25 protein-coding genes are annotated in these 25370 nt (G+C 70.6%); 9 read left to right on the forward strand and 16 right to left on the reverse strand.

The window, feature by feature from the left end; translation table 11 throughout:
• Positions 1-279: 279 nt before the first annotated feature.
• Both H4281_RS39030 and H4281_RS39035 read left to right on the forward strand, forming a co-directional pair.
• On the forward strand, positions 280-2247 hold the full coding sequence (locus tag H4281_RS39030) for a glycoside hydrolase family 31 protein (protein WP_312872260.1): 1968 nt from the start codon (positions 280-282) through the stop codon (positions 2245-2247).
• 100 nt (positions 2248-2347) lie between these two features.
• Positions 2348-2863: a hypothetical protein gene (locus H4281_RS39035; RefSeq protein WP_182895875.1), complete on the forward strand. Its 516-nt coding sequence runs from the start codon at positions 2348-2350 to the stop codon at positions 2861-2863.
• 4 nt (positions 2864-2867) lie between these two features.
• Here H4281_RS39035 and H4281_RS39040 read toward each other — a convergent pair whose 3' ends face one another.
• A complete protein-coding gene (locus tag H4281_RS39040) occupies positions 2868-3758 on the reverse strand; it encodes an aminoglycoside phosphotransferase family protein (RefSeq protein WP_182895876.1) in 891 nt (296 codons plus the stop codon).
• A 45-nt stretch (positions 3759-3803) separates the two neighbouring features.
• A complete protein-coding gene (locus H4281_RS39045; RefSeq protein ID WP_182895877.1) occupies positions 3804-4121 on the reverse strand; it encodes a helix-turn-helix domain-containing protein in 318 nt (105 codons plus the stop codon).
• 141 nt (positions 4122-4262) lie between these two features.
• Here H4281_RS39045 and H4281_RS39050 point away from each other — a divergent pair, with 141 nt between their 5' ends.
• The 3 genes from H4281_RS39050 (at position 4263) to H4281_RS39060 (ending at position 6922) form a co-directional block, all read left to right on the forward strand.
• Positions 4263-4535, forward strand: a complete 273-nt coding sequence (locus tag H4281_RS39050) for a hypothetical protein (protein ID WP_182895878.1) — start codon at positions 4263-4265, stop codon at positions 4533-4535.
• 276 nt (positions 4536-4811) lie between these two features.
• Positions 4812-5243 (forward strand): Hsp20/alpha crystallin family protein, encoded by a 432-nt coding sequence (locus H4281_RS39055; protein WP_182895879.1) that lies wholly within the window; start codon positions 4812-4814, stop codon positions 5241-5243.
• Positions 5244-5680: 437 nt separating this feature from the next.
• The gene (locus H4281_RS39060; protein WP_182895880.1) at positions 5681-6922 is read left to right on the forward strand and encodes a flavin-dependent oxidoreductase; all 1242 of its coding nucleotides are present in this window, start codon (positions 5681-5683) and stop codon (positions 6920-6922) included.
• Between the two features lie 6 nt (positions 6923-6928).
• Here H4281_RS39060 and H4281_RS39065 read toward each other — a convergent pair whose 3' ends face one another.
• Positions 6929-7405 carry a cupin domain-containing protein gene (locus H4281_RS39065; RefSeq protein ID WP_182895881.1) on the reverse strand — a complete coding sequence of 159 codons (477 nt, stop codon included), beginning with the start codon at positions 7403-7405 and terminating at the stop codon, positions 6929-6931.
• A 105-nt stretch (positions 7406-7510) separates the two neighbouring features.
• Here H4281_RS39065 and H4281_RS39070 point away from each other — a divergent pair, with 105 nt between their 5' ends.
• On the forward strand, positions 7511-8080 hold the full coding sequence (locus H4281_RS39070) for a zinc-binding dehydrogenase (protein ID WP_312872261.1): 570 nt from the start codon (positions 7511-7513) through the stop codon (positions 8078-8080).
• 46 nt (positions 8081-8126) lie between these two features.
• Here H4281_RS39070 and H4281_RS39075 read toward each other — a convergent pair whose 3' ends face one another.
• Entirely contained in the window at positions 8127-8690 is a 564-nt protein-coding gene (locus H4281_RS39075; RefSeq protein ID WP_067580008.1) for a helix-turn-helix domain-containing protein, read from the reverse strand.
• A 70-nt stretch (positions 8691-8760) separates the two neighbouring features.
• On the opposite strand from H4281_RS39075, the gene H4281_RS39080 reads away from it, so the two are divergent.
• Both H4281_RS39080 and H4281_RS39085 read left to right on the forward strand, forming a co-directional pair.
• Positions 8761-9456, forward strand: a complete 696-nt coding sequence (locus H4281_RS39080; protein WP_182895883.1) for an AzlC family ABC transporter permease — start codon at positions 8761-8763, stop codon at positions 9454-9456.
• Entirely contained in the window at positions 9456-9776 is a 321-nt protein-coding gene (locus H4281_RS39085; RefSeq protein ID WP_182895884.1) for an AzlD domain-containing protein, read from the forward strand. The genes H4281_RS39080 and H4281_RS39085 overlap by 1 nt, the downstream gene beginning before the upstream one ends.
• A gap of 140 nt (positions 9777-9916) precedes the next feature.
• On the opposite strand, the gene H4281_RS39090 is transcribed toward H4281_RS39085, so the two are convergent.
• The gene (locus tag H4281_RS39090; protein ID WP_182895885.1) at positions 9917-11509 is read right to left on the reverse strand and encodes a M4 family metallopeptidase; all 1593 of its coding nucleotides are present in this window, start codon (positions 11507-11509) and stop codon (positions 9917-9919) included.
• 444 nt (positions 11510-11953) lie between these two features.
• Here H4281_RS39090 and H4281_RS39095 point away from each other — a divergent pair, with 444 nt between their 5' ends.
• Positions 11954-14065: an elongation factor G-like protein EF-G2 gene (locus H4281_RS39095; RefSeq protein ID WP_182895886.1), complete on the forward strand. Its 2112-nt coding sequence runs from the start codon at positions 11954-11956 to the stop codon at positions 14063-14065.
• Positions 14066-14180: 115 nt separating this feature from the next.
• Here the strand turns inward: H4281_RS39095 and H4281_RS39100 are convergent, their stop codons facing one another.
• The 11 genes from H4281_RS39100 to H4281_RS39150 form a co-directional block, all read right to left on the reverse strand.
• The gene (locus tag H4281_RS39100) at positions 14181-14693 is read right to left on the reverse strand and encodes an XdhC family protein (protein WP_182895887.1); all 513 of its coding nucleotides are present in this window, start codon (positions 14691-14693) and stop codon (positions 14181-14183) included.
• A gap of 15 nt (positions 14694-14708) precedes the next feature.
• Entirely contained in the window at positions 14709-15194 is a 486-nt protein-coding gene (locus tag H4281_RS39105) for a LemA family protein (protein WP_182895888.1), read from the reverse strand.
• Positions 15191-16333, reverse strand: a complete 1143-nt coding sequence (locus tag H4281_RS39110; protein ID WP_182896003.1) for a glycosyltransferase family 4 protein — start codon at positions 16331-16333, stop codon at positions 15191-15193. The genes H4281_RS39105 and H4281_RS39110 overlap by 4 nt, the downstream gene beginning before the upstream one ends.
• A 17-nt stretch (positions 16334-16350) precedes the next feature.
• Positions 16351-17253, reverse strand: coding sequence for a phosphatidylinositol mannoside acyltransferase (locus H4281_RS39115; RefSeq protein WP_182895889.1), 903 nt, complete (start codon positions 17251-17253; stop codon positions 16351-16353).
• The gene (gene pgsA / locus H4281_RS39120; protein ID WP_182895890.1) at positions 17250-17897 is read right to left on the reverse strand and encodes a phosphatidylinositol phosphate synthase; all 648 of its coding nucleotides are present in this window, start codon (positions 17895-17897) and stop codon (positions 17250-17252) included. Before pgsA ends, H4281_RS39115 begins: the two co-directional genes overlap by 4 nt.
• A gap of 100 nt (positions 17898-17997) precedes the next feature.
• Entirely contained in the window at positions 17998-18528 is a 531-nt protein-coding gene (locus H4281_RS39125) for a MarR family winged helix-turn-helix transcriptional regulator (RefSeq protein ID WP_182895891.1), read from the reverse strand.
• Between the two features lie 50 nt (positions 18529-18578).
• Positions 18579-19121, reverse strand: coding sequence for an HIT family protein (locus H4281_RS39130; protein WP_037815627.1), 543 nt, complete (start codon positions 19119-19121; stop codon positions 18579-18581).
• Positions 19118-21145, reverse strand: a complete 2028-nt coding sequence (thrS, locus tag H4281_RS39135) for a threonine--tRNA ligase (protein WP_182895892.1) — start codon at positions 21143-21145, stop codon at positions 19118-19120. Before thrS ends, H4281_RS39130 begins: the two co-directional genes overlap by 4 nt.
• Before the next feature lie 144 nt (positions 21146-21289).
• Positions 21290-21901 (reverse strand): malonic semialdehyde reductase, encoded by a 612-nt coding sequence (locus H4281_RS39140; protein ID WP_182895893.1) that lies wholly within the window; start codon positions 21899-21901, stop codon positions 21290-21292.
• Positions 21902-22058: 157 nt separating this feature from the next.
• Positions 22059-23606 carry a sugar transferase gene (locus H4281_RS39145; RefSeq protein WP_182895894.1) on the reverse strand — a complete coding sequence of 516 codons (1548 nt, stop codon included), beginning with the start codon at positions 23604-23606 and terminating at the stop codon, positions 22059-22061.
• Positions 23607-24449: 843 nt separating this feature from the next.
• Positions 24450-25331: a nitroreductase/quinone reductase family protein gene (locus H4281_RS39150; protein ID WP_312872262.1), complete on the reverse strand. Its 882-nt coding sequence runs from the start codon at positions 25329-25331 to the stop codon at positions 24450-24452.
• Positions 25332-25370 lie beyond the last annotated feature (39 nt).

A 25370-nucleotide genomic window follows, 5' to 3' on the forward strand; every position in this document is an offset into this window, starting at 1 on the left:
GCAGCACGCCGCCTAGCAGAAGACCACAACGACTAACCACCCAGGTTCCACAACACCCTCTGAGGGAATCTGATTCCCCCAGGGTTCCCGCACGGACCTCGGCACCGCGCACCGAGCCCGCCCGGCCGGGACGCCCTGGCTTCGCGAAGCATGCCCACGCGCCGCACTCGCTCCCCCGTCCGGCCACGACGGGGCCTTGACAAAGCCGCCGCGCGATGTGCTTACTACTGCAAGTTCGAGCGTCACCTTGAGCATATTCACGCAGAATAGGAGGCTCCAGTGCCTCGACGACTCGCGTACGCGGCGGCCGGGCTCATCCTCACCGGCTCCGTCGCGACTCCTGCCGCGGCGCAACCGCTCTCGTCGATCTCAGTGCCGCGCGGCCCCGATTCTCCCGGCTACCAGCTGCGCATCGACACCGCCCGCCTGGGCCTGAGTCTTACGCGCGGCGGCGAACAATTGCTGCGCACCGCATCCGACGCTTTCACCTTCGACGGCGGCGTGGCGACGCGCGTGCGGTCGGTCTCGCGAGACGGCGCGACCGTCGTCGCCACCGCCGACAGCACCGCGGGCCGCCCGGTGACCCTGCGGATCACCCCGCACCCGGACCGGTTCGATCTGAAGTGGACAGTCGGCGGGCTCGCCGCCGGACAGCGCGCGACCCACTTCGACCTGACGACTTCCGGTCACTGGTACGGCGGCGGCGAAACCAGCGAAGGAAAAGCCCAGCCGTACCCGCTTTCCGCCGGAACGGTGGACGAGCCGGAGTTCTCCCCCGCCAGCTACATGATGCAGGAACCCTACTTCTTCACCTCGAAATCGGTCGGGCTCTTCGTCCGCACCGCGCAACCGATGCAGGTCGCGATGGCGGGCGGGCGCGCCGACCTGACCGTGACGAACTCCGCGGAATACTCGAGCACGGTGTTCGTGGAGTCGAACCGCCGCGCGGTGTACGACGACTACGTCGGCGAAGTCGGCAAGCCGGCCAAGAGCGACGCGACCGACGCCGAGTACGCGAGTCCGCTGTGGAATTCCTGGGCGCAGTACTACCGCGACATCGACCAGGACAAGGTGCTTTCGTGGGCGCGGGACCTGAAAGCGGCGGGCGTCGCCGGGCACACCGTGCAGCTCGACGACAAATGGGAATCCAACTACGGCAACCTGACCTTCGACCCGAAGACGTTCCCGGACCCGAAGAAGCTGGCCTCGGGAATCCACGCCATGGGCCAGAAATTCGGCCTGTGGACCACGTTCTGGATCAACCTGGACTCGGCGAACTACGCCTACGCCCGCGACCACGGCTATCTGGTGCGCGCCAAGGGAAACCCGGCCCAGCCGTGCACGGTGACCTGGTGGAACGGCACCGCGGGCATCATCGACCTCGGCAATCCGCAGGCCCGCGATTGGTACACCGGCAACCTGCGGAAGCTGATGGCCGACTACGGCGTCGACGGCTTCAAATTCGACACCCGCTTCTTCGACGACCGCTGCGCCGCCACCGGGAACCTGACCCCGCAGGACTACCAGAAGCTCGGCGCGGACATGACCGACGCGTTCGACCAGCAGGGGGCGGGCATCCGCACGCACTGGGGCAACCAGCGCTACGGCTTCGTGATCCGGGCGGTCGACGCGGACACCACGTGGGACGGCCTGCGCACCTCGCTGCGCCGGGCGTCGGCGATCTCGGCCAACGGCTACCCGTTCGTCGAGACGGACATGATCGGCGGCTCGAACAGCATGCCGCCGCCGTCGCGCGAGGTGCTCGTGCGCTGGGCACAGGCCGCGTCGCTGATGCCGCTGATGTACGCGTCGACGTCCCCGGTGACGACGGTCGACACCACGACCGGCAAGCCGGTCGCCTACCCGGCCGACACCGCGAAGCTGTACGCCGACGCGGTCCGCACCCACGCGAAACTGGCGGGCTACCTGAAAACCCAGGTGCAGCAGGCGGTCGCGGACGGAACGCCGATCATGCGGCCGGTGTACTTCGACTTCCCCGCCGACCACCGCTTCGACACCGTCGACGACGAATGGCTGCTCGGTCCCGCCCTGCTGGCGGCTCCGATGATCACGGCGGGCGCCTCCCGCGACATCGCGCTGCCTTCGGGACTGTGGTTCGACCCGCACACCAGACGGGTCGAAATCGGCGGCCGGACCCTGCGCGGCTACGCGGCCCCGTTGGACACGACGCCGATGTTCGTCCGGATCGGCGCGCCCGGCTGGACGGAGCTCGCGGCGAAGCTTTGAGTCGCCGCCCGGGGCGGCCCGGTCCGGGCGATCGTCCGGACCGGGCCGCCTCGCGGCGTCCGGCGTCGGCGGCTGATCCGCGCCAGACCATAATCACCGCATGGCCGTGACCCAGCAGCTCGCCCGGATCTCCGCCGCGCACCTCGCCGTCTGCCGGCGAGCGGTGGAAGCGCTGGACGAGCTGTGCTCTTTCACGGCGGTCCCGGAAAGGGACTACTGCGATCTGGATTGGTGGCCGGGCATCCTGAAACCGGCGTGGAAGCTGACCGGAGCCGACGACCGGACTCTCGCGCTGTTGCGGCGCGGCTTCGACGGCGACGAAGAGGTCAATCCGGCCTACCGAGATGTTCTCCACTCGATCGACGGACATCCGGTGACCGCCCTGGAGCCTCGGCGAGTCGCGGCGGTGGCCGAAGCGTTGTGCGGGATCACCCCGGACGCGGTCCGCTCCGTCGTGCCGTCGGACCCGGAGCAGATCGAGGCCGAGCTGGGCTCGCTCGCACTGGACGTGGACGGTGACCTGGCTGAAATGCTGGGCGAGCAGCACACCGTTCTGCGCGATTTCTACGCGGAAGCCGCGCGCCGGAAGCTCGCCGTCGCGCTCTGGTGGGACTGACCCGTCAACGCCCCTGCAAGACCCGCTCCAGCGCCGCCCGGCCCGCGGGTCCCCAGTGCGGTTTTCCGCCGGGCAGGCCCTGCTCCCCGTTCTGTCCCATGAGGATCAGGAAGAGGCTTTTCAGCGCGGCCAGCCCGCGGGCGCGCCGGATCGCGGACTCGTCGGCCCGCGCGTAGCTCTCGAAGAACCGCGCGGCCGTGCCCGCGGGAAGCACCACCCAGGCGGCGGCGAGATCCCACGCCGGATCGCCGGCGAACAGGTCGCCGAAATCCACGATGCCCGAGAGGGTTCCTTCCGAGACAACGACATTCGCCGGATGCAGGTCGCCGTGCACCCACACCGGCGGCCCCTCCCACGCGCGGGCCGCGACGGCGTCGTCCCAGACCGCCCGGACGTCCTCCGCGAGGTCGTCGAGCGCGACTGCTTCGAGGAATTCCTCGAAGCCGCCCGTGCAATCTCGGGGATGGGCACCGCGATCCGCGGCGATCGGCGCGTCGGCGGGGGCTTCCGCGTGGAGCGCCCGAAGGAAGTCCGCCAGTGTGCCGGCCGCGTGGACGCCGCGGCTGATCGCGGCGTGGTCGAGCGGTTCGCCGGGGACCCACGTCATCACGGTCCAGTGCTTGGGGAAACGCTCGGACGGTTCGCCGAACCGCACCGGCGCCGGCACCGGGAGCGGCAGGCGCGGGGCCAGGACCGGCAGCCACCGGCGCTCCTTGAACTGCGGCTCCGGAGTGGGGTCCATGCGCTGCACGCGGACGGCCAGTTCGTCCCCGAGGCGCCACATCTGGTTGCCCCAGCCGCCCGCCACCTCGCGGACCGGCAGCCCGGCCAGGTCCGGGTGCTGGTCCCGGAGCAGGGCGCGGACCAGGTCAGCGGTGACCTCGGCGGTGGTCATGGGAAGAGACAGTACCGAGGCGGGTGTGCGGCAAGGGATGCGCGGTCAGCGGTCGTATTCGCCGAGCCGCGCGCGGAGGCCGGTGATGATGTCGTGGGCGTCGGCGAGTTCGTCCTGCAAGCCGATGATCCGGGCGGCCGACGCGAGGGAGTGGCCCTCGTCCAGCTGTTCGCGCAGCCGCACCACCAGGGTCAGCTGGCGGCGGGAGTACCGGCGATGCCCGCCGCCCGAGCGCTCGGGCCGCACGACGGCCGCGGTGTCCAGGCTGCGCAGGAAAGCCTGCTGCACGCCCAGCATTTCGGCAGCCTGCCCGGTCGTGTAAGCCGGGTAGTCCTGGTCGTCGAGGCTGTCGAGTCCGGGCACGCGCACCTTCTTTTCCGTGGGTCCGGATCAAGATTATCTCGACTCGCCGCTTGACACAATCTGCACTGCGCGCTATAGAAATTAGGGAGACGCGATAGCTGACCTGGGTGCCGAAACCACGTAGCCGGGGAGTGATCGACGATGCCGGACACCATCAGCCGCCAGGGTGCGACTGACCGCGAATTCATCGAGCTGATCTGCGCCGATCCGGTCTGGTTGCGCGCAGAGTTCGACGCGATCGTGGCCGCCGACGGCGCCCCCGTGCTCCCGCCTTCGCACGCCGGCGACTTTCGCCCGCGCGACACCGGAAACCCGGCCGCGAAGCGGGTTCCGGCGACCTTGTGGCGGGCTTGGCCGCCAGAACACCGGGAGCGTTCCCCTCCGGCGCGCAGCAGGCACACCCGACAGCCGTGACATCGCTGGGGAGGTGATACTGCGGCGCGACCGGACGGGGGGAGGTCTGCCCACGACGCTCGGCCGGAGAGGCTCGCACAGCCCCGGCATCGCGTCTCGTGACGTGGTCCCGCGGCCGCCCCGCCGCCGCACAGCTCAGCACGGTTGCTTTTCACCCGAACTGGTTCCGGCCCCGCCGCTTGCGTCCGGCGGGGCCGGATCTCCGCGACAGCCCCGACAATCGAACGCCCGCCCAGGCGGCGGGCACGTGGGAAGGAGAAAGGGAGGCGCATGGTCATGTTGATGCGAACTGACCCGTTCCGGGAGCTCGATCGGCTGACCCAGCAGTTCTTCGGCGGCAACGGCACCGCGACCCGTCCGGCGGTGATGCCGATGGACGCCTACCGGTCCGGCAACGACTACGTGGTGCAGTTCGACCTGCCGGGCGTCGCACCGGAGTCGATCGACCTGGACGTCGAGCGCAACGTGCTGACCGTCAAGGCCGAACGCAGGCCCGACTACGGCGAGGACGCGGAGGTCCAGGTCTCCGAACGGCCGCGCGGGGTGTTCTCCCGGCAGCTGTTCCTCGGCGACACCCTCGACACCGACAGCATCAAAGCGGATTACGACGCGGGCGTGCTCACCCTGCGGGTGCCGATCGCCGAACAGGCCAAGCCGCGCAAGATCGCCATCGGCGGCAGCGGCGAAGCCAAGCAGATCCGCGCTTGACCAGCTCGATGCCGGCCCCGCCCGCGGCGGGCGGGGCCACAGCCCTCCCGGCGGCATGGGAGGAAGTACCAGTGCCTTCGCGGATTCCCGCGCCACCCGCGGCCCGGACGACGTCTCCGCTCGCAGCAGCACCGGCGAACTCGTCCGCAGCAAGGAGCTTCTGATCGATCAACGTCGCGACGCGACTTCACCGAATGAAATCCGCCCGATCGCACCGCCGCTCTCATCGGCCGTTGCGGAACCGACCAGAAACGCGAACGCCTGAACCATCGTCGACCGGCCTCTCGCGTCGGCGCAGCGCCGACCCCGCGCGGCGAAAGCTGTCCACACCGGACTGGAGCCAGCTCGCCGCCCAACCCGGACCGGCCCCTCCGGTCGGCGGTAGCGCGCCACCCCGCTCTCCGCCACCCTGGGCAGTCGAGGACGGGAGGCAGCACGTGAAGGTCGTCATCGCCGGAGCGGGCATCGGCGGACTGACCGCGGCCCTGCGGCTGCACCGCGAAGGCATCGAATGCGCGGTGTACGAGCAGAGCTCCCGGATCGGCGAGCTCGGCGTCGGGATCAACGCCTTGCCGCACGCGGTCAAGGAGCTCGCGGCGCTCGGGCTGCTCGACCGGCTGGACGAGATCGGGATCCGCACCCGCGAGCTGTTCTACACCCATCGGCTCGGGCAGGTGATCCTGCGCAGGCCGTGCGGGCTGGCCGCCGGGTTCACGCTCCCCCAGTACTGCCTCCACCGCGGCAGGCTGCAGAACATGCTGCTGCAGGCGGTCCAGACCCGGCTGGGCCCCGAAGCGGTGCGGACCGGGCATCGGCTGACCGGGTTCGATCAGGACGGGCGAGGCGTGCGGGTGCATTTCGCTGAGCGGGAAAGCGGCGAAGCGGCGACCGTGGCCGGGGACGTTTTGGTGGCGGCCGACGGGATTCACTCGGCTGCACGGTCCCTCCTCTTCCCCGAGGAGGGACCGCCGCGCTGGAACGGGGTCTTGATGTGGCGCGGAGCCGCCGACTGGCCCGAGTTCGGCGGCGGCGCTTCGATGATCGTCTCCGGCGGCACCGCGGCCAAGCTGGTGATCTACCCGATCGGACCGGGCCGGAGCGCGGGCACGCGGCTCACCAACTGGGCGGTCTGCGTCCGGACCGGGCGGCCCGGCGACCCTCCGCCGGAGCGGCAGGACTGGGCCAGGCCCGGCGACCGCGCTGAGCTGGCCCGGCACGTCGGGCGGTTCCGGTGCCCGCAGGTCGACCACGTCGCGCTGGCCGAGGCCACCGAGGAGATCTTCGAGTTCCCGATGTGCGACCGCGACCCGTTGCCCGCCTGGTCGCACGGACGCGTGACGCTGCTCGGCGACGCCGCCCATCCGATGTACCCGATGGGCTCCAACGGCGCGGGCCAGGCGATTCTCGACGCGTCCAGCCTCGCCGCGCAGCTGACGCAGCACGCCGATCCCGCCGAGGCACTGCGCGCGTACGAAGCCGACCGGCTGGCGGCCACCGGCGAGATCGTGCTGCGCAACCGCCGGGGCGGCCCGGAAAACGTCATCGACGAGGTCGAACGGCGCGCGCCGGACGGCTTCGACCGCCTCGAGGACGTCATCGACGCGGCGGCGCTCGAGGCGATCGTCAGCGGCTACGCGCAGGTTTCCGGGGCGTCCCAGCAGCAGGTGAACCGCGCCTGAGCCGGTTCAGGCGCCCTCCACCGCACCGGGCGGCAGGAAATCGACGTCGTGCAGTGCCGACACCCGGACCACCTCGGCGGGGTCGGTCAGGTTGTGCAGCTTGTCGAACAGCGTCGCCAGCTTCCCGGCCGGGCTCACCCAGAACAGTCCGCGGGTCATGCCCTCGCTGCGGTTGTAATAGGCGTGCGGGAGCCCCTTCGGCATCCGCACGGTGTCGCCGGGACCGGCGGTCTCCCATTGACCGTCGAGGTAGAGGGTGAAGACGCCCTCCAGGATGTAGATGTGCTCGTCCTGCGTCGGATGCACGTGCGGCGGCACCCCGGTGCCGGGCGGGTCGAGGGTCTCGAACGCGAAGCTCGACTCGCTGGCCGCCTTCATCGAGTAGGTGTGGCCGAGCACGTTCCACACCTTGTTCCGCATGCCCTCGCGGGCGGGCGTGATCCCCTTGGGCAGGGGACCGAGCACGATTTCCTCGCCGGTCATCACACCTCCTGGCCGATGGTCTTCTCAGCTAGGGACTCTGCGCTATCCGGTCGCTGGTGTACAGCCGCCGGCCCGACGCGTTTTCCCGGCGCTCAGTTCGCGAAGGTGAGCCGAACCGTCCTGGTCCACGGCGGCGCCGGAGCGGTCGGGCATGCCGCGATCCAGCTGGCGACGTGGTCGGGCGCGACCGTCCTGGCGACCGTCAGCAGCCCGGAAAAAGCCGGACTCGCCCGCAAAGCCGGCGCCGACCACGTCATCGACTACCGGACCGAGGACGTCGCCGCGCGCGTCGCGCAACTGGCGCCCGCCGGGGTGCACCACATCGTCGACGTCGACCTCGGCGCCAACCTCGCCGTCGATCTGGCTGTGCTCGCCCACGGCGGCAACATCAACGTCTACAGCTGCGGCGATGCCGACTGCCTCCCGATCCCGTCGCGGGAAATGCTGGTCAAGAACGTGCAGCTGGATTTCACCTTCACTTACACGACCGAACCGGAAAGCAAGGCGAACGCCCTCTCCGATGTGCACGCCGCCGCCGCGGACGGCGCGCTGGAGGTCGGCGCCGAACACGGGCTGCCGGTCCGCCGGTACGCACTCGACCAGGTCGCGGAGGCTCATCGCGCGGTCGAACGAGGAGTGCCGGGGAAGGTCCTGGTCGACGTGCCCTCGGAATGACCCGAGCGGTCCGTGAAGGGCCGAGGCGGCGCAGGCTCCGTTCCGCTCAGTTGTATTCGGAGATCTCCACCCCGAACGTCCCCGGTTCCAGCGCCTCGAAGATGTGCGGCACGTCCCCCGGATAGCAGATGTAGTCGCCCGGCAGCAGCTCCACCGGGTCGTCCATGATGCCGATCCGCGCGCGGCCCGCGCACAGCACGGTGTGCTCCACCACGCCGCTCATGTGCGGGTCCGACCGCCGCGGGATGCCGGGCTCCGCGCTGACCAGGTAGATGTCCCGGCGCGCCGCGGACGGGCACGCGGACAGCAGCGTGCACGCGTAGTCGGCGTGTTCGGCGAACACCGTCGGGCCCTTGCCCGCGCGGATCACCTTCACCTCCTGCCGTTCCGGTTCGACCAGCCGGGAGAACGGCACGTCCAGCGCGACGCCCAGTGCCCACAGCGTCTCCACGCTCGGGTTGCCCGATCCCGATTCCAGCTGGGACAGCGTGGATTTCGCCAGGCCCGCCCGGCGCGCGACCTCGGTCAGCGAGAGGCCGGCGCGGGCCCGCTCGCGGCGCAGGGACGCCGCGATGATGTCCAGCGGCGCGCCCGTGCTCTCGTTCGGCATGTGTGTTCGCTCCATCAGTCTTCTCGTTCGCCTTGACGAACAGGCCTCGACGTGTTCAGCATAGGACACTATGCGTTCGATTTGGCGAACACTCGATCGCGGCCTCGCCCGCGACATCGGTCTCGTGTGCTTGGCCGACGCCCTCGTGGGCGTGTCCTACGGCGCCATCGCGGTGGGCTCCGGCTTCCCGCTGTGGGCGCCGATGCTGCTGTCCCTGCTGGTCTTCGCCGGCGCGTCGCAGTTCATGTTCGTCGGCATCGTCGCCTCGGGCGGCAACCCGCTCGCCGCGGTCGCCGCCGGGCTGCTGGTGAACGCGCGGCACGTGCCGTTCGGGTTCGCGGTCGGCGACGCGCTGGGACGCGGGCTGCCCGGGCGGCTGGCCGGAAGCCATCTGATGATCGACGAATCGGTGGCGTTCGCGTTGGCCCAGCGCGACGCGGCCCGGCGGCGGGCGGCGTACTGGGCGTGCGGCGTCGGCCTGTTCGTGTGCTGGAACCTCGGGGTCGTGGCGGGCGCGTTCGCCGGGTCCGCGATCAGCGACACCGACGCGTTCGGCCTGGACGCCGCTTTCCCGGCGGTGCTGCTGGCATTGGTGCTGCCGTCGCTGAAGGACCGGGCGTCGCGGCTGCCGGTGCTGATCGGCGTGGTGGTCGCGCTCGCGGCCACTCCCCTGCTCCCGGCGGGCCTGCCGGTGCTGCTGGCGCTGGTCGGAGTGGTCGCGGGAGCCGCGGCGAAGGAGCCGAAGTCCCTGGAAGGAGCGCACTGATGGACGGCGCGGAACTGATCTTCGCGACGCTCGTGCTGGCGGCCGGGACGTTCGCGTTCCGGCTCGCCGGACCGCTGCTGCGCACGAAAGTGCGGTTGTCGCCGCGGGCCGAACGGCTGATGACGCTGTCGGCAGTAGTGCTGCTCGCCGCGCTGGTCGCGACCAGCGCGTTGACCGAGGGACAGGAATTCGCCGGGATCGCCCGGCCAGCCGGAGTACTGGTGGGCGGCGTGCTCGCGTGGCGGAAGGCTCCGTTCGTGGCGGTCGTGATCGCGGCCGCCGCGACGGCCGCGCTGCTGCGGCTCGCCGGGGTGCCGTAACCGATCTCGCAGAAATTGCGCAGCGCCTTTTCCGGACGAAATTCTCCTCGATCGAAAAGGCGCCCCCGGGAAATACCGATCGGGAGGGGAAGACGAGTGCTCGCCTCCCCCTCCCGATCGGCGGGGAAATCAGTTTCGGTTCATCGAGCGGAAATCGCGCGCGAACCGGTCGGGCCGACCGCGCCGCACGTCGGCTCGTCCGGCTGGGCGGGCACGCTCACCGCGTCCCACGCCGCCTTCACGGAGTTGAATTCGGTGCAGCCGTTCGGGAAGAGGCTCTTCGCCGCGGTCAGCGTCCAGGTCCGGTAGCTCTGGTAGGAGCTGCCGCTGGTCTTGAGCAGCATCGCGTTGTAGAAGATCTTCACGGCGGTCTGCACGCCGAGCCCGGTCACAGTGGAGTTGTTGCACGTCGGGCTGGCCGGCTGGCCGTTGGTCGGGTTCGAACCCTCGGCGAGGAGGTAGAACCAGTGGTTGCCGGGGCCCGCCGCGGCGTGCACCTCGGTGCCGGGAATCGCGTCGTCGTAGCAGTTCTTGTGGCCGAGCTGGGACGGGTCGTACATGTTGCGGATCGGCCCGCTGCCGACGAGGTTCACCTGGTTGCCGACGAGGAAGTCCGGGACCGCGTACGGCGCGGGCTCGTTGGCGAACCATTCCGACGAGGCTCCGTAGACGTCCGCGACGAATTCCTGGGTGCCGGACCCGGACATGCTGCCCGGGGTGTGGTCGTCGATGCCGTGGCCGAACTCGTGCCCGATCACGTCGAGCGAGCCGATCCACTGGCCCGCGGTGTTGTTCCCGACCTGGACCTGGGTGCCGTCGTAGTAGGCGTTCTGCTCGTTGAGGCCGACGCGGATCGGCCAGGCGCCGCCGTTGCCGTCGAAGCTGTTGCGGCCCAGCCATTGCGTCAGCATCTTGTTCTCTTGCTGGATGCCGTACAGGGCGTCGGCGCAGCCGGTTTCCCGGTCGGTCTCGTCGCCGTTGCCCCAGCTGTCGGTCGACTTGGTGAAGGTCTGCTGGGTGTCCGCGTCCTGGCAGCTGAGGTTCGCGATGGTCGGATCGGTCATCGAGTAGCCGCCCGCGCCGTCCGAGGACGTGTCCAGATGCAGCGGCTCCGGGCCGTTCCACACGCCCTGCGCGTCGCCGTAGGCCACGTGCTCCTGGGTGTGCAGGACCTTCCCGGTCATCGCGTCGACGACGACGTCCAGCTTGCTCGGCCCTTCCGCGTTCCGCCCGGTCACCCGCGTCGTCCAGGCGAGTTTCGGGCTGCCGAGGGCATAAGTGGCGAGCGTCGCGGGCTGCACGGTGTCCACAGTGGGCACCTGGGTGCGGGCGATCGCTTCGGCCTGCTTGGCGGTCAGCTTCGGCGACATGCTGGGCAGGTCGATCGCGGCGGTCTGCGCGACCGAGGTGGCGAGCACCTGCCCGGCGGAATTCGTGGCCACGACGAAGTCGCCGCCGATCACCGGAATGCCTTTGTAGGTGCGGTCGTAGGGCACGTACTTCAGGCCGTTGGTCGACGAGATCACCTTGTGCTGCTGGAAAACGTCGTCCTTGCTGGCGTGCAGCGCGGCGGGCCGGGAGGCGACCAGCGCCTGCGCGGCGGTGGCCGCCGTGGCTTCGGCGGCCTGCGGACTCTGCGGTTCGAGCGGTTGCGCGTGGGCTGCGGTGGCCGTGGTGACGGCCCCGGCCAGCACCCCGGCTGCGAGCAGCACGAGCGGTCGGCGCGATTTCATCGGCGGTGTTCTCCTCCGGACAGGCCGGATCAGGCCCGGGGGTGGGGGCCGGATTCGGAAGTGGAATGGGATCGAACCCCGCCAAGAGTCGGGTTTTTCCCAACTCCGGACAACCGACGAAGGTCGTTAAGTTGTCAACTTCGGCGCATCAGTGCCGATTTCCGGTGCGCGATTTCCGGAAATTCCTCTTTCCGCCCAAGAATCGCCACTCGCCCACCTCGGCAGCAGCCCGGCGTTCCGGATGAATCCGGCGGCAAAGCGCCCGCTAATCCTTTGCAGACAGTGAAACCAAGTCTGTCCACAGTGGAATCGGACGCTTCGGGGCGCGAGGAGCCCCGGATGAGCGAACGGCTGGTCCCGGGCCGTCCGCCTTGCTTCCCGGCGGGTCGCGGGTGTGTGATCGGGGACACAGTTCCGCCAACCGCCGTCGCTGAGGAGGCCGTCATGGCCGACAAGCAGAACAGGAGTACCGACCCCGGGGCCGCCGTCGCTGTGGACGACCCCGCCAAGGTGCGCAACGTCGTCCTCGTCGGGCCTTCCGGGTCCGGGAAGACCACGCTCACCGAGGCACTGCTCGCCGCGTCCGGCACGGTGCCGCGCGCCGGTTCGGTCGTGGAGGGCACCACGGTGTGCGACCACGACCCCGCCGCGGTGCGCCAGCAGCGTTCGGTCGGGCTTTCCGTCGCCCCGGTGCTGCACGCCGGGCACAAAATCAACCTCATCGACACCCCGGGGTACGCCGATTTCGTGGGCGAGCTGCGGGCCGGGCTGAGGGCCGCGGACGCCGCGCTGTTCGTCGTCTGCGCCGCCGAGGGCGTGGACGCCGCCACCGTCGCCGTGTGGGAGGAATGCGCGTCGGTGGGCATGCCGCGCGCCGTCGTCGTGTCCCGGCTCGACCACCACCGTGCCGACGCACTCGCCGAGATCGCCGCCTGCCAAGCCGCCTTCGGCGCGGGCGTGCTGCCGCTGTACCTCCCGGTGCCGGAGGGCCTGGTCGGGCTCGTCACCCAGCGCCGCTACGACTACTCCGCCGGCTACCCGCCGCGCGTGGGCGAACCGGACCCGGACGTCGCCGACGAGTTCGCCGACGCCCGCAACGAACTGATCGAGGGCATCATCGCCGAGAGCGAGGACGAGACTCTCATGGACCGCTACCTCGGCGGCGAGGAGATCGCCGAGGACGTGCTGATCGCCGACCTCGAGACAGCCGTCGCGCGCGGTTCGTTCCATCCGGTGATCCCGGTGTGCGCGACCAGCGGGGTCGGGCTCGCCGAGGTGCTCGACGGCATCGTGCGGGCCTTCCCCTCTCCGCTTGAGCACACCCCGCCCGGCGTGACCAGCCCCGACGGCGCCGAGCACGCCGCGCTGTCCGCCGACCCGGCCGGTCCGCTCGCCGCCGAGGTCGTGCGCACCGCGGTCGACTCGTACGTGGGACGAGTTTCGCTCGTCCGGGTGTTTTCCGGGACGCTGCGCCCGGAGAACGCCGTGCACGTCTCCGGCCACGGCCTCGCCGAGCGCGGCCACGAAGACCACGACGCCGACGAACGCGTCGCCCACCTCTACTCGCCGCTCGGCGCGAACCTGCGCGAGGTGCCGTTCTGCGTCGCGGGCGACCTGTGCGCGCTCACCAAAGTAGGTTCCGCCGAAACCGGCGACACCGTGTCGTCGCCGGACGATCCGCTGCTGATCAAACCGTGGCGGATGCCCGAACCGCTGCTGCCGGTCGCTGTCGTCGCGAAGTCCCGCAGTGACGAGGACACGTTGTCCCGCAATCTGTCCCGGCTCGTCGCGGGCGATCCGACCCTGCGCTTGGAACGCAACGCCGAAACCGGGCAGCTCGTGCTGTGGTGCATGGGCGAGGCGCATTCGGAGGTCGTCCTGTCGCGGCTGCGCGCGGGCGGCGCGGACGTCGGCACCGAGCCGGTGCGGATCAGCCTGCGCTCCACTTTCGCGAAACCCGCGCGAGGCCACGGACGGCACGTGAAGCAGTCCGGCGGGCACGGGCAGTTCGCGGTGTGCGACATCGAGGTCGAACCGCTCCCGCGCGGCGGCGGGTTCGAGTTCGTGGACAAGGTGGTCGGCGGCGCGGTGCCGCACCAGTTCATCCCGAGCGTCGAGAAGGGCGTGCGCGCGCAGCTGGAACGCGGCGTCCAGGACGGGCATCCGGTGGTGGACGTGCGCGTGACGCTGACCGACGGAAAGGCGCACAGCGTCGACTCGTCGGACGCCGCGTTCCAGACCGCGGGCGCGCTGGCCCTGCGGGAAGCGGCGGCGGCCAGCCGGATCTCGCTGCTGGAACCCCTGGACACGGTCGAGGTGAGCCTGCCGGACGAACACCTGGGCACGGTGCTGGGCGACCTGTCCTCCCGCCGCGGCCGGGTGCTGGGCACGGAATCCAGCGAAGGCGGGCACACCGTGGTGCACGCCGAGGTGCCCGCGGCGGAACTGCTGCGGTACGCGGTTGATCTGCGATCGCTGACCTCTGGGACGGCTACGTTCACGCGGCGGCATGCCCGGTTCGAGCCGATGCCGGAAGGGGCGGTCGTCACCTCGTGAGTGCTGGCACCGGTTAGCACCGGTGCCGCCACTCACGACCTGCCCGCGCAGGCAACCCACCGCCACAGCCTTGTGAGCGCCTATACCGGTTCTAACCGGCATAGGCGCTCACGAGTCAGAACTCGAACCCGCCCGGTCGCCCGTTGCGGTCCGCCACCAGCCCCGCCAGTGTCGCGATCGCGATCTCCGCCGGGGTGCGCGAGCCGATGTTCAGCCCGACCGGCCGGTGCACCCTCGCGATGTCCGGTTCCGCCACGCCCAGTGCGCGCAGAGCCTCGACGTGCGGGCCCGGATGCCGCGGGTTGCCCAGCACGCCCACCCATCGCGTCGGCGTCGCCAGTGCGGCTTGCAGGACCGTTCCGAGTTCCGGGCGGTGGTGGTCGGTCACGACGACGTCCGCGTCCGGGCCCGGGGCGGGTGCGGTGGTGCGGACTTCGACGCCTTCAGGGGCATCGGTGGCCCGTGCCTCGTCCGGTTCGAACAGAACGGCGCGGTAGCCCAGATCGGCGGCGTAGCGCAGGAGGTACCGGGCCACTGGCGAGGCGAACACGGCCACCAGGGTCCGTTCGGCGGGCGGCTCTTCGACCTCGCCGTGTGCGACGGCGCAGGCATCGGGTTCGGTCGTCATGCGGCTCAGTCTGCCTCAGAGGTCCGGCTCGGCGAATTCGAAGTACTCCGGCAGCGGAGCGGTCCCGGCGAGCTTGAAGTACCGCACCTTCCGGCGCCGCCGCAGCGCCAAGGTGTCGCGCACGGCGTCGTTGTGCACGCGGCGGGCGATGACGACCCGGTGTTCGGCGTCGGTCAGTTCCTCGGCGAGCACGGCTGGCAGGCGAGACCGGTCGATCGGGGCCAGGACGAGCGTCAGTTCGTTTTCCGCGGCCTCGCGGTCCGGTCGCGCGGCAGCCTCGGCGCGGGCGGCTGCGGCGTGCAGGCCGGCACCGTCGTGCAGGACCGCGGCGACGGCTCGGGCGACCACGGCTCGGCGCGCGAGAGCGGCTTCCAGTGCGGCCCAGCCGGCATCGGTCCGCACGTGCAGGCGGTCGAGGCGGTTCGCGGTGGCGACCAGGAACAGGCCGCCGAGCACCACGATCGCGGCCGCCGCCACGAGCAGCCACACCAGCACCGTCACGCGAGCTCCCGCTCCCCCGCCGCGACCAGCCGGGGATCCGCCGCGATGGCTGTCTCGTACACCCGCAGCACCTGTGTGACCACGACCCCCCAGTCGTACGCGGTCACGCGCTCGCCTGCCGCGGCCGCGAGCGACGCCCGGTGTGCCGGGTCGCCCAGCAACTCGCGCAAGCCGTCAGCCAGGGAAGCCGGGTCGCCGGTCGTGGTGAGCATTCCGGCGCGGCCGTCGTCGAGGACGCGGCGGAACGAGTCGAGGCCGCTCGCCAGCACCGGAGTGCCCGCGGCCATCGCCTCGGTGAGGATCATCCCGAAGCTTTCGCCGCCGGTGTTGGGCGCGCAGTAGACGTCGACACTGCGCAGCGCCCGCGCCTTCGTCTCGTCGTCGACCTGGCCCAGCAGCTCGATGTGCGGCCACAGCTGCGGCCCCGCCATCTTCCGCAGCTGGTCCGGCTCGCCGCGGCCGACCACGAGCAGCCGCAGGTCCTCGAACTCCGGCAACAGCCGCCGCGCGGCCTCCAGCAGCACGTCCATGCCCTTGCGCGGTTCGGTGAACCGCCCGACGAACCCGATCGTCCCGCCCGCGCGCGGGTAGCCCTCCAGCGGCAGCGCACGGGAGAAGAACTCGACGTCGACGCCGTTCGGGATCTCGACCGCGTCGCCGCCCGCGTGCTCCACCTGCACCCGCCGGGCCAGCGCCGACACCGCGATCCGCGCGGTGATCTTCTCCAGCAGCGGACGCAGCACCGGCTGGAACGCCGCCAGCGTCCGCGAGCGCGTCGTCGCGGTGTGGAAGGTGGCCACGATCGGCCCGTCCGCGACCTTCAGCGCCAGCAGCGACAGGCTCGGCGCGGCGGGCTCGTGCAGGTGCAGCACGTCGAAGCCGTTGTCCCGGATCCACCGCCGCACCCGGGCGTAGGACACCGGCCCGAACTGCAGCCGCGCGACCGAGCCGTTGTACGGGATCCCCAGCGCCTTGCCCGCCGGGTGCACGAAATCCGGCAGCTGGGCGTCCTCGTCCGCCGGAGCCAGCACCGACACCCGGTGCCCGCGTTCGAGCAGCGCCTTCGCCAGGTCGATCACGTGCCCCTGGACCCCGCCGGGGACGTCGAACGAGTACGGGCACACGATCCCGATCTTCAACCCGCGCGCCACCCGGGTCAGCTCGCTTCTTCCAGCGCCGTCGCCGCGGAATCGGCGGGCCAGAACGGCTGCAGCATGTGCCAGTCGGCCGGATGCGCGGCGATGTCGCCGGCGAACACATCGGCCAGCGCCTGGGTCGCGGCGGGCACCTCGGCGCGCTGCGTGACGCGGATCCGCGGGTGGATCCGGATCTCCCAGCCGTCCTCGGTGAACCAGCAGCCGGTCGGCAGCAGCGCCGCGCCGGTGGTGGCGGCCAGCCGCGCCGGGCCGGGCGGCAGGTGCGTCTGCTCGCCGAAAAACCGCACCGGGATCCCGGACGACGTCAGGTCCCGGTCCCCCAGCAGGACCACCACCTTGTTTTCGCGCAGCCGCCGCAGCAGCAGCCGCATCGCCGCGCTGTCGCCGGTCAGCGGCACGATCTCGAAGCCGAGCGACTCCCGGAACGACACGAACCGGCGGTACAGCGATTCGGGCTTGAGCCGCTCCGCGACCGTGGTGAAAGTGCCCGCGTAGCTGGCGAGCCAGACTCCCGCGATGTCCCAGTTCCCGCTGTGCGGCAGCGTCATCACCGCACCGTTGCCCTCGGCGAGCGCGGCGTCGATGTTCTCCGCGCCGGTCACCGTCACCTGCTTGGCGACCGCCGCGTGGTCCATCGCCGGGAGCCGGAAGGTCTCGAACCAGTACCGCGCGTACGACCGCATCGCGCGCCGGACCAGCTCGTCCAGCTCCGCTTCGCCCGCCTGCGGGACGACGCGGGCGAGGTTGGCGCGCAGCTGCCGCACTCCCCCGCCGCCGCGCCGCGCGGCCATGTCGGCGCCGAAGGCGAACGTCGCCGACCCGAACGACTTCGGCAGCCGCCGCGTGAGCCGCCAGCCCGTCGCGTAGCCGAACTCGCTGAGCCGCTGGGACAGTGTGCTCACGGTTGCGCCCCGCCCGCCGACGAGCCGGCCTGTTTCGCCGCGGCCGCCCGCGCCGCGCTCGCCACCGCCGCCGCCCGCTGCAGCAGCGTGACCACCGACAGCACGGCGAGCAGCCACAGCGTGATCTCGACGGTGTAGGGCACGCCCAGCCCGTGCAGCCCGGTGCCGACGAGGGCGATGATGAGCCGCTCCGCGCGTTCCACCAGCCCGCCGTCGGCTTCGAGGCCGGACGCTTCGGCGCGCGCCTTCACGTAGGAGATGACCTGGGCGAGCACGAGGCAGATCAGCGCGGCGGCCGCGGCCCGGTTGTTGTGGTCCTGCACGAAGCACCACCACGCGATCGCGGCGAACAGCGCGCCGTCGACCAGCCGGTCGCAGGTCGCGTCGAGCACCGCGCCGAAGGGCGTGCCGTACCCGCGGGCGCGGGCCATCGCGCCGTCGAGCAGGTCGAGCATGGCGAAGCCCCACACGGTGAACGTGCCCCACAGCAGCATCCCCTGCGGGAAGAACGCCAGCGCGCACGCGACGGCGCCCGCGGTGCCGAGCACGGTCATCGCGTTCGGGGTCAGTCCGGCGCGGACCAGGGCGGCGCCGATCGGGTCCGTCACGCGGGAGACCGAGGCACGGGCGAAAATGTTGAGCATCTTCCTCGTCTGTGCACCTGATTCGGGGGCGGGTGGGCGACGAAAGCCTATCGACCCCGCTGTCCGAACCGGACCCGCCCGCCCACGACCCGCCGGAACGTCAGCCGGATTTCGGCAGTTCGACGACCGGCGCGGCGAATTCCGCCGCCTCCTCGGCCTCCCGGACGGCCTGGCATTTGGGCCGCAGCCCGGCCAGGATCGCCTCGGAAATCTCGCCGAGCTGGCGCACCTGCTCGGCGCTCAGCTGGTCGAACAGCGTCTCCCGGACCGCCTCCACGTGCCCGGGCGCGGCCTCCTTCAAAGCGGCGAACCCGGCCTCGGTGAGCACCGCCCACGACCCGCGCTTGTCCGTGGGGCACGACTCGCGCTGGACCCAGCCCTTGGCCTCCAGCCGCGCGACCGCGTGCGACAGCCGGCTGCGCGACGAACCGCGCACCGACGCGAGCTCGCTCATCCGCAGCCGCCGCCCGTCCGCCTCGGACAGCGCGACGAGCACCTCGTAGTACGTGTGCGGCATGCCCGACTCGTGCTGCAGCTGTCCTTCGAGGTGGGCCTGCAGCAGCGAGCTGGCCTGGGCGTAGGCGCGCCAGACCCGCTGCTCGTCGTCGGTCAGCCAGCGTGGTTCGGACATATCGTCATCATACGCTGGTTGAGCACTCAATTACCGCTGCGCGACGGGCCTCACCACGCGCCCGCGAGCAGGTCGCGGGTCTCGCCGAGCAGCTGCGGCAGCACCTTCGTGTGCCCGATCACCGGCATGAAGTTCGCGTCGCCGCCCCAGCGCGGCACCAGGTGCTGGTGCAGGTGCGCGGCGATGCCCGCCCCGGCGATCACGCCCTGGTTCATCCCGATGTTGAACCCGTGCGCCGCCGAGACCGCCCGGATCACGCCCATCGCGTGCTGGGTGAACTCGGCCAGCTCGCGCGTCTCCTCGGGCGTGAGGTCCGGGTAGTCCGCGACGTGCCGGTACGGGACCACCATCAGGTGACCCGGGTTGTACGGGTACAGGTTCAGCACCGCGAACACGGTCTCGCCGCGGGCGACGATCAGCGCGCGCTTGTCGTCGCCGAGACCGGGCAGGCGGCAGAACGGGCAGCCGTCGGACTCCTCGCCCTCGGGCTTGTCCTGGCCCCGGATGTAGGCCATCCGGTGCGGGGTCCACAGCCGCTGCAGCGCGTCCGGGACCCCGACCCCGTCCTGTTCGACGAGTTCCGGCTCGGTCACTTCAGGATCTTCTCCACGGCCTCGGCCGACGGCGACGCGTTCTCCCGGCGGGCGACCCACTCGGCGATCGCCTCGACCGCCTGGTCCACCGGGACGCCGTTGATCTGGCCGCCGTCGCGGAACCGGAACGACACCGCGCCCGCCTCCGCGTCCTTCGCGCCGGCCAGCAGCAGGAACGGCACCTTCTGCGTGGTGTGCGTGCGGATCTTCTTCTGCATCCGGTCGTCGCTCGCGTCGACCTCGACGCGGATCCCCTTGGCGCGCAACGCCTTCTCCACGTCGCGCAGGTACTCGACCTGGTCGGCGGTGATCGGGATGGCGACCGTCTGCACCGGCGACAGCCACGCCGGGAACGCGCCCGCGTAGTGCTCGGTCAGCACGCCGAAGAACCGCTCGATCGAGCCGAACAGCGCGCGGTGGATCATGATCGGCCGCTGACGGCTGCCGTCGGAGGCGGTGTACTCGAGGCCGAAGCGCTTGTTCTGGTTGAAGTCCAGCTGGATGGTCGACATCTGCCAGGTGCGGCCGATGGCGTCCTTCGCCTGCACCGAGATCTTCGGGCCGTAGAAGGCCGCGCCGCCCGGGTCCGGGACCAGTTCGAGGCCGGAGTCGACGGCGGCCTGGCGCAGCGTCTCGGTGGCCTCCTCCCACTCCCAGTCCTCGCCGATGAACTTGTCCGAGTCCCCTCGCGTGGACAGTTCGAGGTAGAAGTCGGACAGGCCGTAGTCGGCCAGCAGGTCCAGCACGAACTTGAGCAGCGACCGCAGCTCGGACGGCATCTGCTCCTTGGTGCAGTAGATGTGCGAATCGTCCATCGTCAGGCCGCGCACGCGGGTGAGGCCGTGCACGACGCCGGACTTCTCGTAGCGGTAGACGGTGCCGAACTCGAACAGCCGCAGCGGCAGTTCGCGGTAGGACCGCCCGCGCGAGCGGAAGATCAGGTTGTGCATCGGGCAGTTCATGGCCTTGAGGTAGTAGTCCTCTTCCTCGAACTGCACCGGCGGGAACATGGTGTCCGCGTAGTACGGCAGGTGCCCGGAGGTGTGGAACAGGTCGCCCTTGGAGATGTGCGGCGTGTTCACGAACTCGTAGCCGGCTTCCTCGTGCCTGCGGCGCGAGTAGTTCTCCAGCTCGCGGCGGATGATGCCGCCCTTCGGGTGGAACACCGGCAGCCCGGAGCCGATCTCCTCGGGGAAGGAGAACAGGTCCAGCTCCGCGCCGAGCTTGCGGTGGTCGCGCCGCTCGGCCTCGGCGAGGCGCTCGAGGTGGGCGTCCTGCGCCTCGGCCGATTCCCACGCGGTGCCGTAGATCCGTTGCAGCTGCGGGTTTTTCTCGTTGCCGCGCCAGTACGCGGCGGCCACCCGGGTGAGCTTGAAGGCCGGGATGAACTTGGTGGTGGGCACGTGCGGGCCGCGGCAGAGGTCGCTCCACACGCGTTCCTTGGTGCGCGGGTCGAGGTTGTCGTAGATGGTCAGCTCTCCGCCGCCCACCTCCATCACCTCAGTGGTGTCCACATCGGACTTGATGTCGACCAGCTCAAGCTTGAACGGCTCGTCCTTCAGCTCTTCCTTGGCCTCGTCCGTCGAAGCGAAGACGCGGCGCGAGAACTGCTGCGCGCCCTTGACGATCTGCTTCATCCGCTTCTCGAGCTTCTGCAGATCCTCGGGCGTGAACGGCTTTTCGACCGCGAAGTCGTAGTAGAAGCCGTCGCGCACCGGCGGGCCGATGCCGAGTTTGGCGTCCGGGAATTCCTGCTGCACGGCCTGGGCGAGCACGTGCGCGGCGGAGTGCCGGATCACGCTGCGGCCGTCCTCGGTGTTCGCGGCGACCGCTTCCACCTGCGCCTCGGCTTCCGGGGCCCACGCGAGGTCGCGCAGTTTCCCGTCGGCGTCGCGGACGACGACGATCGTGTCCGGGCCCTTGGTGGGCAGCCCGGCTTCGCGCACCGCGGCGCCCGCCGTAGTGCCCGCCGGCACCACCACGCGCGGGGCGGGTACGGCGGCAGCTGACGACGGTTGGGACACGATCGGACTCCTTTGCAGATGTGACTGAAACGGCTTCCGCTGATGCTAGCCGTCGGCGGGTTCGCCGATTCGACCGCCGTCACCCGCGGACGCCGAGAGGCCGCCCCGGGCGTGCGGGGCGGCCTCTCGGCGATGCGGGAAGGGTCAGAGCGTCTCGACGACCTGCTCGAAGTCGAGCCGCGGCAGGCGGTCGAACCACGGGTTCTCGCCCGGCTTGCCGACGTTCACCGCGACGAGCGAACGCCAGTTGTTGCCGGAGAAGAACTCCTTGTCCACGCCCGCGGCGTCGAAACCGGTCATCGGGCCCGCGGCCAGTCCGGCGGCGCGCACGCCGATGATGAAGTAGCCGACCTGCAGCAGCGAGTTCAGCTTGGAGAACTCGACGCGGCCGGCCTCGTCGGCGAAGTTGTCCTTCACGCCGGGGTTGTGCGGGAAGGTCTGCGGGATGTTCTCGTGGAAGTCGACGTCCGCGGCGAGGATGACGGTCAGCGGCGCCGCCTCGGTCTTGGCGCGGTTGCCCTCGGCCAGGTGCGGCAGGAGGCGCTGCTTCGCCTCGTCGCTGCGGATCACCAGCGCACGCAGCGGCTGGGTGTTCATCGAGGTCGGGGCCCACTTGACGAGGTCGTAGATCGCGCGGACCTGCTCGTCGGTCACCGGCTCGGAGCTGAAGCTGTTGGCCGTGCGCGCCTCGCGGAACAGCAGGTCCTGCACCTCGGCGGGCACCTGCAGCTGCTGGGACTCTGCGAAAGTAGTCATCGGTTTCGGCGTTCCTTCCCGTGCTGTCGCCTACGCACGGCACCAACATGGTTGAACGCTTGACTATTTCGCCGATCCCGCCGATGTGACCCAGCGCACGGGAGCGGCCGCCGGCCGTTTTCGGACCGGCGGCCGCCGCCGGAAGGATCTTCGCAGGTCAGTAGGCGCCCTGCCCGGCGAGGACGGCGCGGAAGGTCTTCCACAGGATCACCAGGTCCAGCGCCAGCGACCAGTCCTCGACGTAGCGCAGGTCGAGCCGGATGCTCTCGTCCCAGGACAGATCGCTGCGCCCGCTCACCTGCCACAGCCCGGTCAGCCCGGGTTTGACCAGCAGCCTGCGGCGCGCGGCCGGAGCGTACGTCGCCGTTTCCTCGGGAAGCGGCGGCCGGGGCCCGACCAGCGACATCCGCCCGGCGACGACGTTGAACAACTGCGGCAGTTCGTCGAGCGAATACCGGCGCAGCAATCCGCCGACCTTCGTGACCCGGGGGTCCTTCTTCATCTTGAAAAGCGGCCCCGCGCCTTCGTTGGCCTTCTCCAGGTCGTGCCGGATCAAATGCGCGTTCACGACCATGGTGCGGAATTTGAGCATGGTGAACGCTTCGCCGTCCTTGCCGATGCGCCGCTGCCGGTAGATCACCGGACCGCGGTCGCCCGCTTTCACCGCCACCGCGATCGCCAGCAGCACCGGGGAGAACAGCGCCAGCAGCAAGGCCGCGCCGCAGCGGTCGACGACCTCTTTGACGAACCGGCGTCCGCCGGTGAAGGCGGGTGCGGTCACCCGCAGCAGCGGCATGCCCAGGACCCCGCTGACGTTGAGCCTCGGCCCGGCGACCTCCATCAGCATCGGCGCGACGACCATTTCCGACGAGGTGCCTTCGAGATCCCAGGCGAGCCGTTGCAGCCGCTCGGGATTCCAGTACTGGTCGGCCGTGATGGCCACGACGCGGTACCCGCCGCGGCGCACGTGCCGGGAAAGCTCCTCGAGCCGCCCGACGACCGGCACCCCTTCGATCTCCCCGGTCCCGGTGGACGTGCACACCGCCTCGACGCGCCATCCGACGTGCGCTTCGGTCCTCGTCCGCTTGATCAGGTCCGCGACCGTTTCCGCACTGCCCGCCGCCATCACCGGCAGCAGGCACAGCCCGCGCCGCCGTCTCCGGTGCAGAATCTGCCGGAGCACGTATCGCTGGGGGAACAGCACTAATGCGACAGCCGGCACGACGAAGAACACCCAGGGCTGCACTTCGAGCGCGCCGAACAAGAGCCCGCCGAACGCGACCAGGACCGCCGCGGTGATCAGCGCCCGGCCGAGCGTGCGGTACTCCTCGGGGCCCTCGCCCAGCACCCGCGCGCTCCAGGCCCGGCTGACCGGAAGGGCGCAGAGGATCGCGAACGCGGTGCCGAACGCGTGCATGTCGTGCGGCGCGAGCCGGTCGATGACGAACGCGCTGATCGCGATCACCGCGCAGGCGGCGACGAGATCCGACGCGATCACCGTCCTGCGGTAGCGCTTCTCCCACTCCGCGGCGTGCGTTTTCGGCGGATCGCCCTCCGCCGGGCAGACCGTGGCGGGGTCGAGCCGGTCGCCGGCGGCGCGGGCGGGCGCCGCCGCCACGTCGACCGGCGGTGCGGGGACCGCTCTCAGGTCGACCCTCGGCAGCGCGACGCCGTCCGCGGGCCATGGCCGCACCGGTTCTTCCATCAGTCCTCCCGCGCTACGCAAGCTCCCCGGACCTGATTCGCCACCGGCACGCTGAGTCAGAACCGACGATCACGATCAGTGATCACGGGGCGGTCCGGCTCCACATCGCCGAAGGTGTGACACTCGCCAAGGTATCGGGTGGTCAGCGAGCGGTGTTACAGAGATTTTCCAGCCACGGCCTGCACGTCTTTCCCGTCAGGAAGCACCGGGAAGATAACGGGAATGTCACGATGGGTCACGCTGACCTGGCAACAGAAATTACCCGCAGTAGTCAAGTTTCCCACTACCTACACCGAACGGCCCAGCGGGCCCGCAGCCGAATCAGCTCCCCCGCACGGGTCAGCGCGCGTGCCCGCGCCCGCCCCAACCGCCGTTCGGGCAGAAGCTCTCCGCCGACTCGCCGATTTCCCTTGCCCGCAGCGCACTCCGCGCCGGAATGCGCAGGACCTCCCGGTTTGCGACCGTTCGGGTGGTCTGAACCATTCGTGGGCGCCCTCCGCCGCCGGGCCCGGGCCCCGGTCGCGCGTTTTTTCCGGACTGACGCCGTGTTCTCGCCGCGATCAAGTCCACACTGGACACCCCGATGGCGCCGGGCGCGTGCCGCGCGGCTTGCCCTCGGCATCGGAACGCGGCGCCAGCTCGCCGCGCAGCCGCCGATTCCCGGAACGGCGCCGATGCCCCGCTTCAGCAGGCCGTCACGTTGAACGCGACTTGCCCTCAGAATCGAAGTGCGCCCCCAGCTCAGCACGCAACCGCCGGCCCCCGGTACCGCGCCGAGCACGGGCTTGCCCTTCGAGATCAGGATGCGCCGCCAGTCCGGCACACCGCCGTCGATGTTCCGGTTCAGGCGGTCGGCGGTGCGGGGGCCGTCGCATTAAGCGCAGTCACCACCGCTTCCTCTTCGAACTCGAAGTGCGCCTCCAGCTCCCCGGCAAGCCGCTCCAGCTCGGCGCGCAGCCGCGCAGGGTCGGATTCCCCCGGGACGAAGCCGTCGACCAGTTCGCGGATCGAGTCCTGCAGCCCGGCCGCCACCTGGTGCTGCCCGGCGAGTCGCGCGATCACCGGCGCGAGCGCGGGGAACTGCTCGGCCAGCGACGGGAACACCGCCGAGTCCTCGCCGACGTGATGCCTGCGCAGCGCGGTGCAGAAGCCGAGGCAGCGGGTCCGCATCTCCTGAGCCAAATCCGGTTCCGGCCGCACGATCGCGGCCGTGCGGCCCTCGGCCAATGCGTCCGCCTGTTCCCGCAGCGCCCGCAACTCGGCGCGAAACCATCGGTGCACTTCGACAAGCCAGTCGCCCATGCCTTTCACGCGCGAGTCGATGCGATGCAGCACGACCACCGGAATCGCCCGGGTCGTCTTCGCCTGGTAATCGCCGTAACCCGGAGCTTCCGCGACCGCCTTGGCGAAAAGCTTCTCGTACGCTGGCCCCTGCGGAATGGCGGCCATCGCCTGGTAGGTGTCGCCGCCGACCTCGACGGTCACCATCGGGTTCCGCCGGATGTTGCGGTACCAGGCGGGATGGCGGTCCGCCCCGTTCGCCGAGGCGACGACCACCCCGTTTCCGTCGATCTCCAGGTAGCCGAGGAGCACCTCGCGGCGCAGGCCGGTCCGCGCGCCGGTCGTCGTCAGCACCGCCAGCGGCCAGCCTTCGAACCTGCCGCCGAGCGCGCCGCGGTTCGCCCGGAACTCGGCGATCAGGCGGGAGTGAAAATCGTTGCTCACACAATTCCTTTCGGTTTTTCCGGAAAGGAGGAGTCGAGC

Source organism: Amycolatopsis dendrobii (assembly GCF_014145675.1).
Lineage (GTDB): Bacteria > Actinomycetota > Actinomycetes > Mycobacteriales > Pseudonocardiaceae > Amycolatopsis > Amycolatopsis dendrobii.

What these genes read in the sequence shown, in the direction of transcription:
- H4281_RS39035 (WP_182895875.1), top strand. Translation starts at nt 2,348, where the DNA reads ATGGCCGTGACCCAGCAGCTCGCCCGGATCTCCGCCGCGCACCTCGCC.
- H4281_RS39040 (WP_182895876.1), bottom strand. Translation starts at nt 3,758, where the DNA reads ATGACCACCGCCGAGGTCACCGCTGACCTGGTCCGCGCCCTGCTCCGG.
- H4281_RS39050 (WP_182895878.1), top strand. Translation starts at nt 4,263, where the DNA reads ATGCCGGACACCATCAGCCGCCAGGGTGCGACTGACCGCGAATTCATC.
- H4281_RS39055 (WP_182895879.1), top strand. Translation starts at nt 4,812, where the DNA reads ATGTTGATGCGAACTGACCCGTTCCGGGAGCTCGATCGGCTGACCCAG.
- H4281_RS39065 (WP_182895881.1), bottom strand. Translation starts at nt 7,405, where the DNA reads ATGACCGGCGAGGAAATCGTGCTCGGTCCCCTGCCCAAGGGGATCACG.
- H4281_RS39075 (WP_067580008.1), bottom strand. Translation starts at nt 8,690, where the DNA reads ATGCCGAACGAGAGCACGGGCGCGCCGCTGGACATCATCGCGGCGTCC.
- H4281_RS39080 (WP_182895883.1), top strand. Translation starts at nt 8,761, where the DNA reads ATGCGTTCGATTTGGCGAACACTCGATCGCGGCCTCGCCCGCGACATC.
- H4281_RS39085 (WP_182895884.1), top strand. Translation starts at nt 9,456, where the DNA reads ATGGACGGCGCGGAACTGATCTTCGCGACGCTCGTGCTGGCGGCCGGG.
- H4281_RS39090 (WP_182895885.1), bottom strand. Translation starts at nt 11,509, where the DNA reads ATGAAATCGCGCCGACCGCTCGTGCTGCTCGCAGCCGGGGTGCTGGCC.
- H4281_RS39095 (WP_182895886.1), top strand. Translation starts at nt 11,954, where the DNA reads ATGGCCGACAAGCAGAACAGGAGTACCGACCCCGGGGCCGCCGTCGCT.
- H4281_RS39100 (WP_182895887.1), bottom strand. Translation starts at nt 14,693, where the DNA reads ATGACGACCGAACCCGATGCCTGCGCCGTCGCACACGGCGAGGTCGAA.
- pgsA (WP_182895890.1), bottom strand. Translation starts at nt 17,897, where the DNA reads ATGCTCAACATTTTCGCCCGTGCCTCGGTCTCCCGCGTGACGGACCCG.
- H4281_RS39125 (WP_182895891.1), bottom strand. Translation starts at nt 18,528, where the DNA reads ATGTCCGAACCACGCTGGCTGACCGACGACGAGCAGCGGGTCTGGCGC.
- H4281_RS39140 (WP_182895893.1), bottom strand. Translation starts at nt 21,901, where the DNA reads ATGACTACTTTCGCAGAGTCCCAGCAGCTGCAGGTGCCCGCCGAGGTG.
- H4281_RS39145 (WP_182895894.1), bottom strand. Translation starts at nt 23,606, where the DNA reads ATGGAAGAACCGGTGCGGCCATGGCCCGCGGACGGCGTCGCGCTGCCG.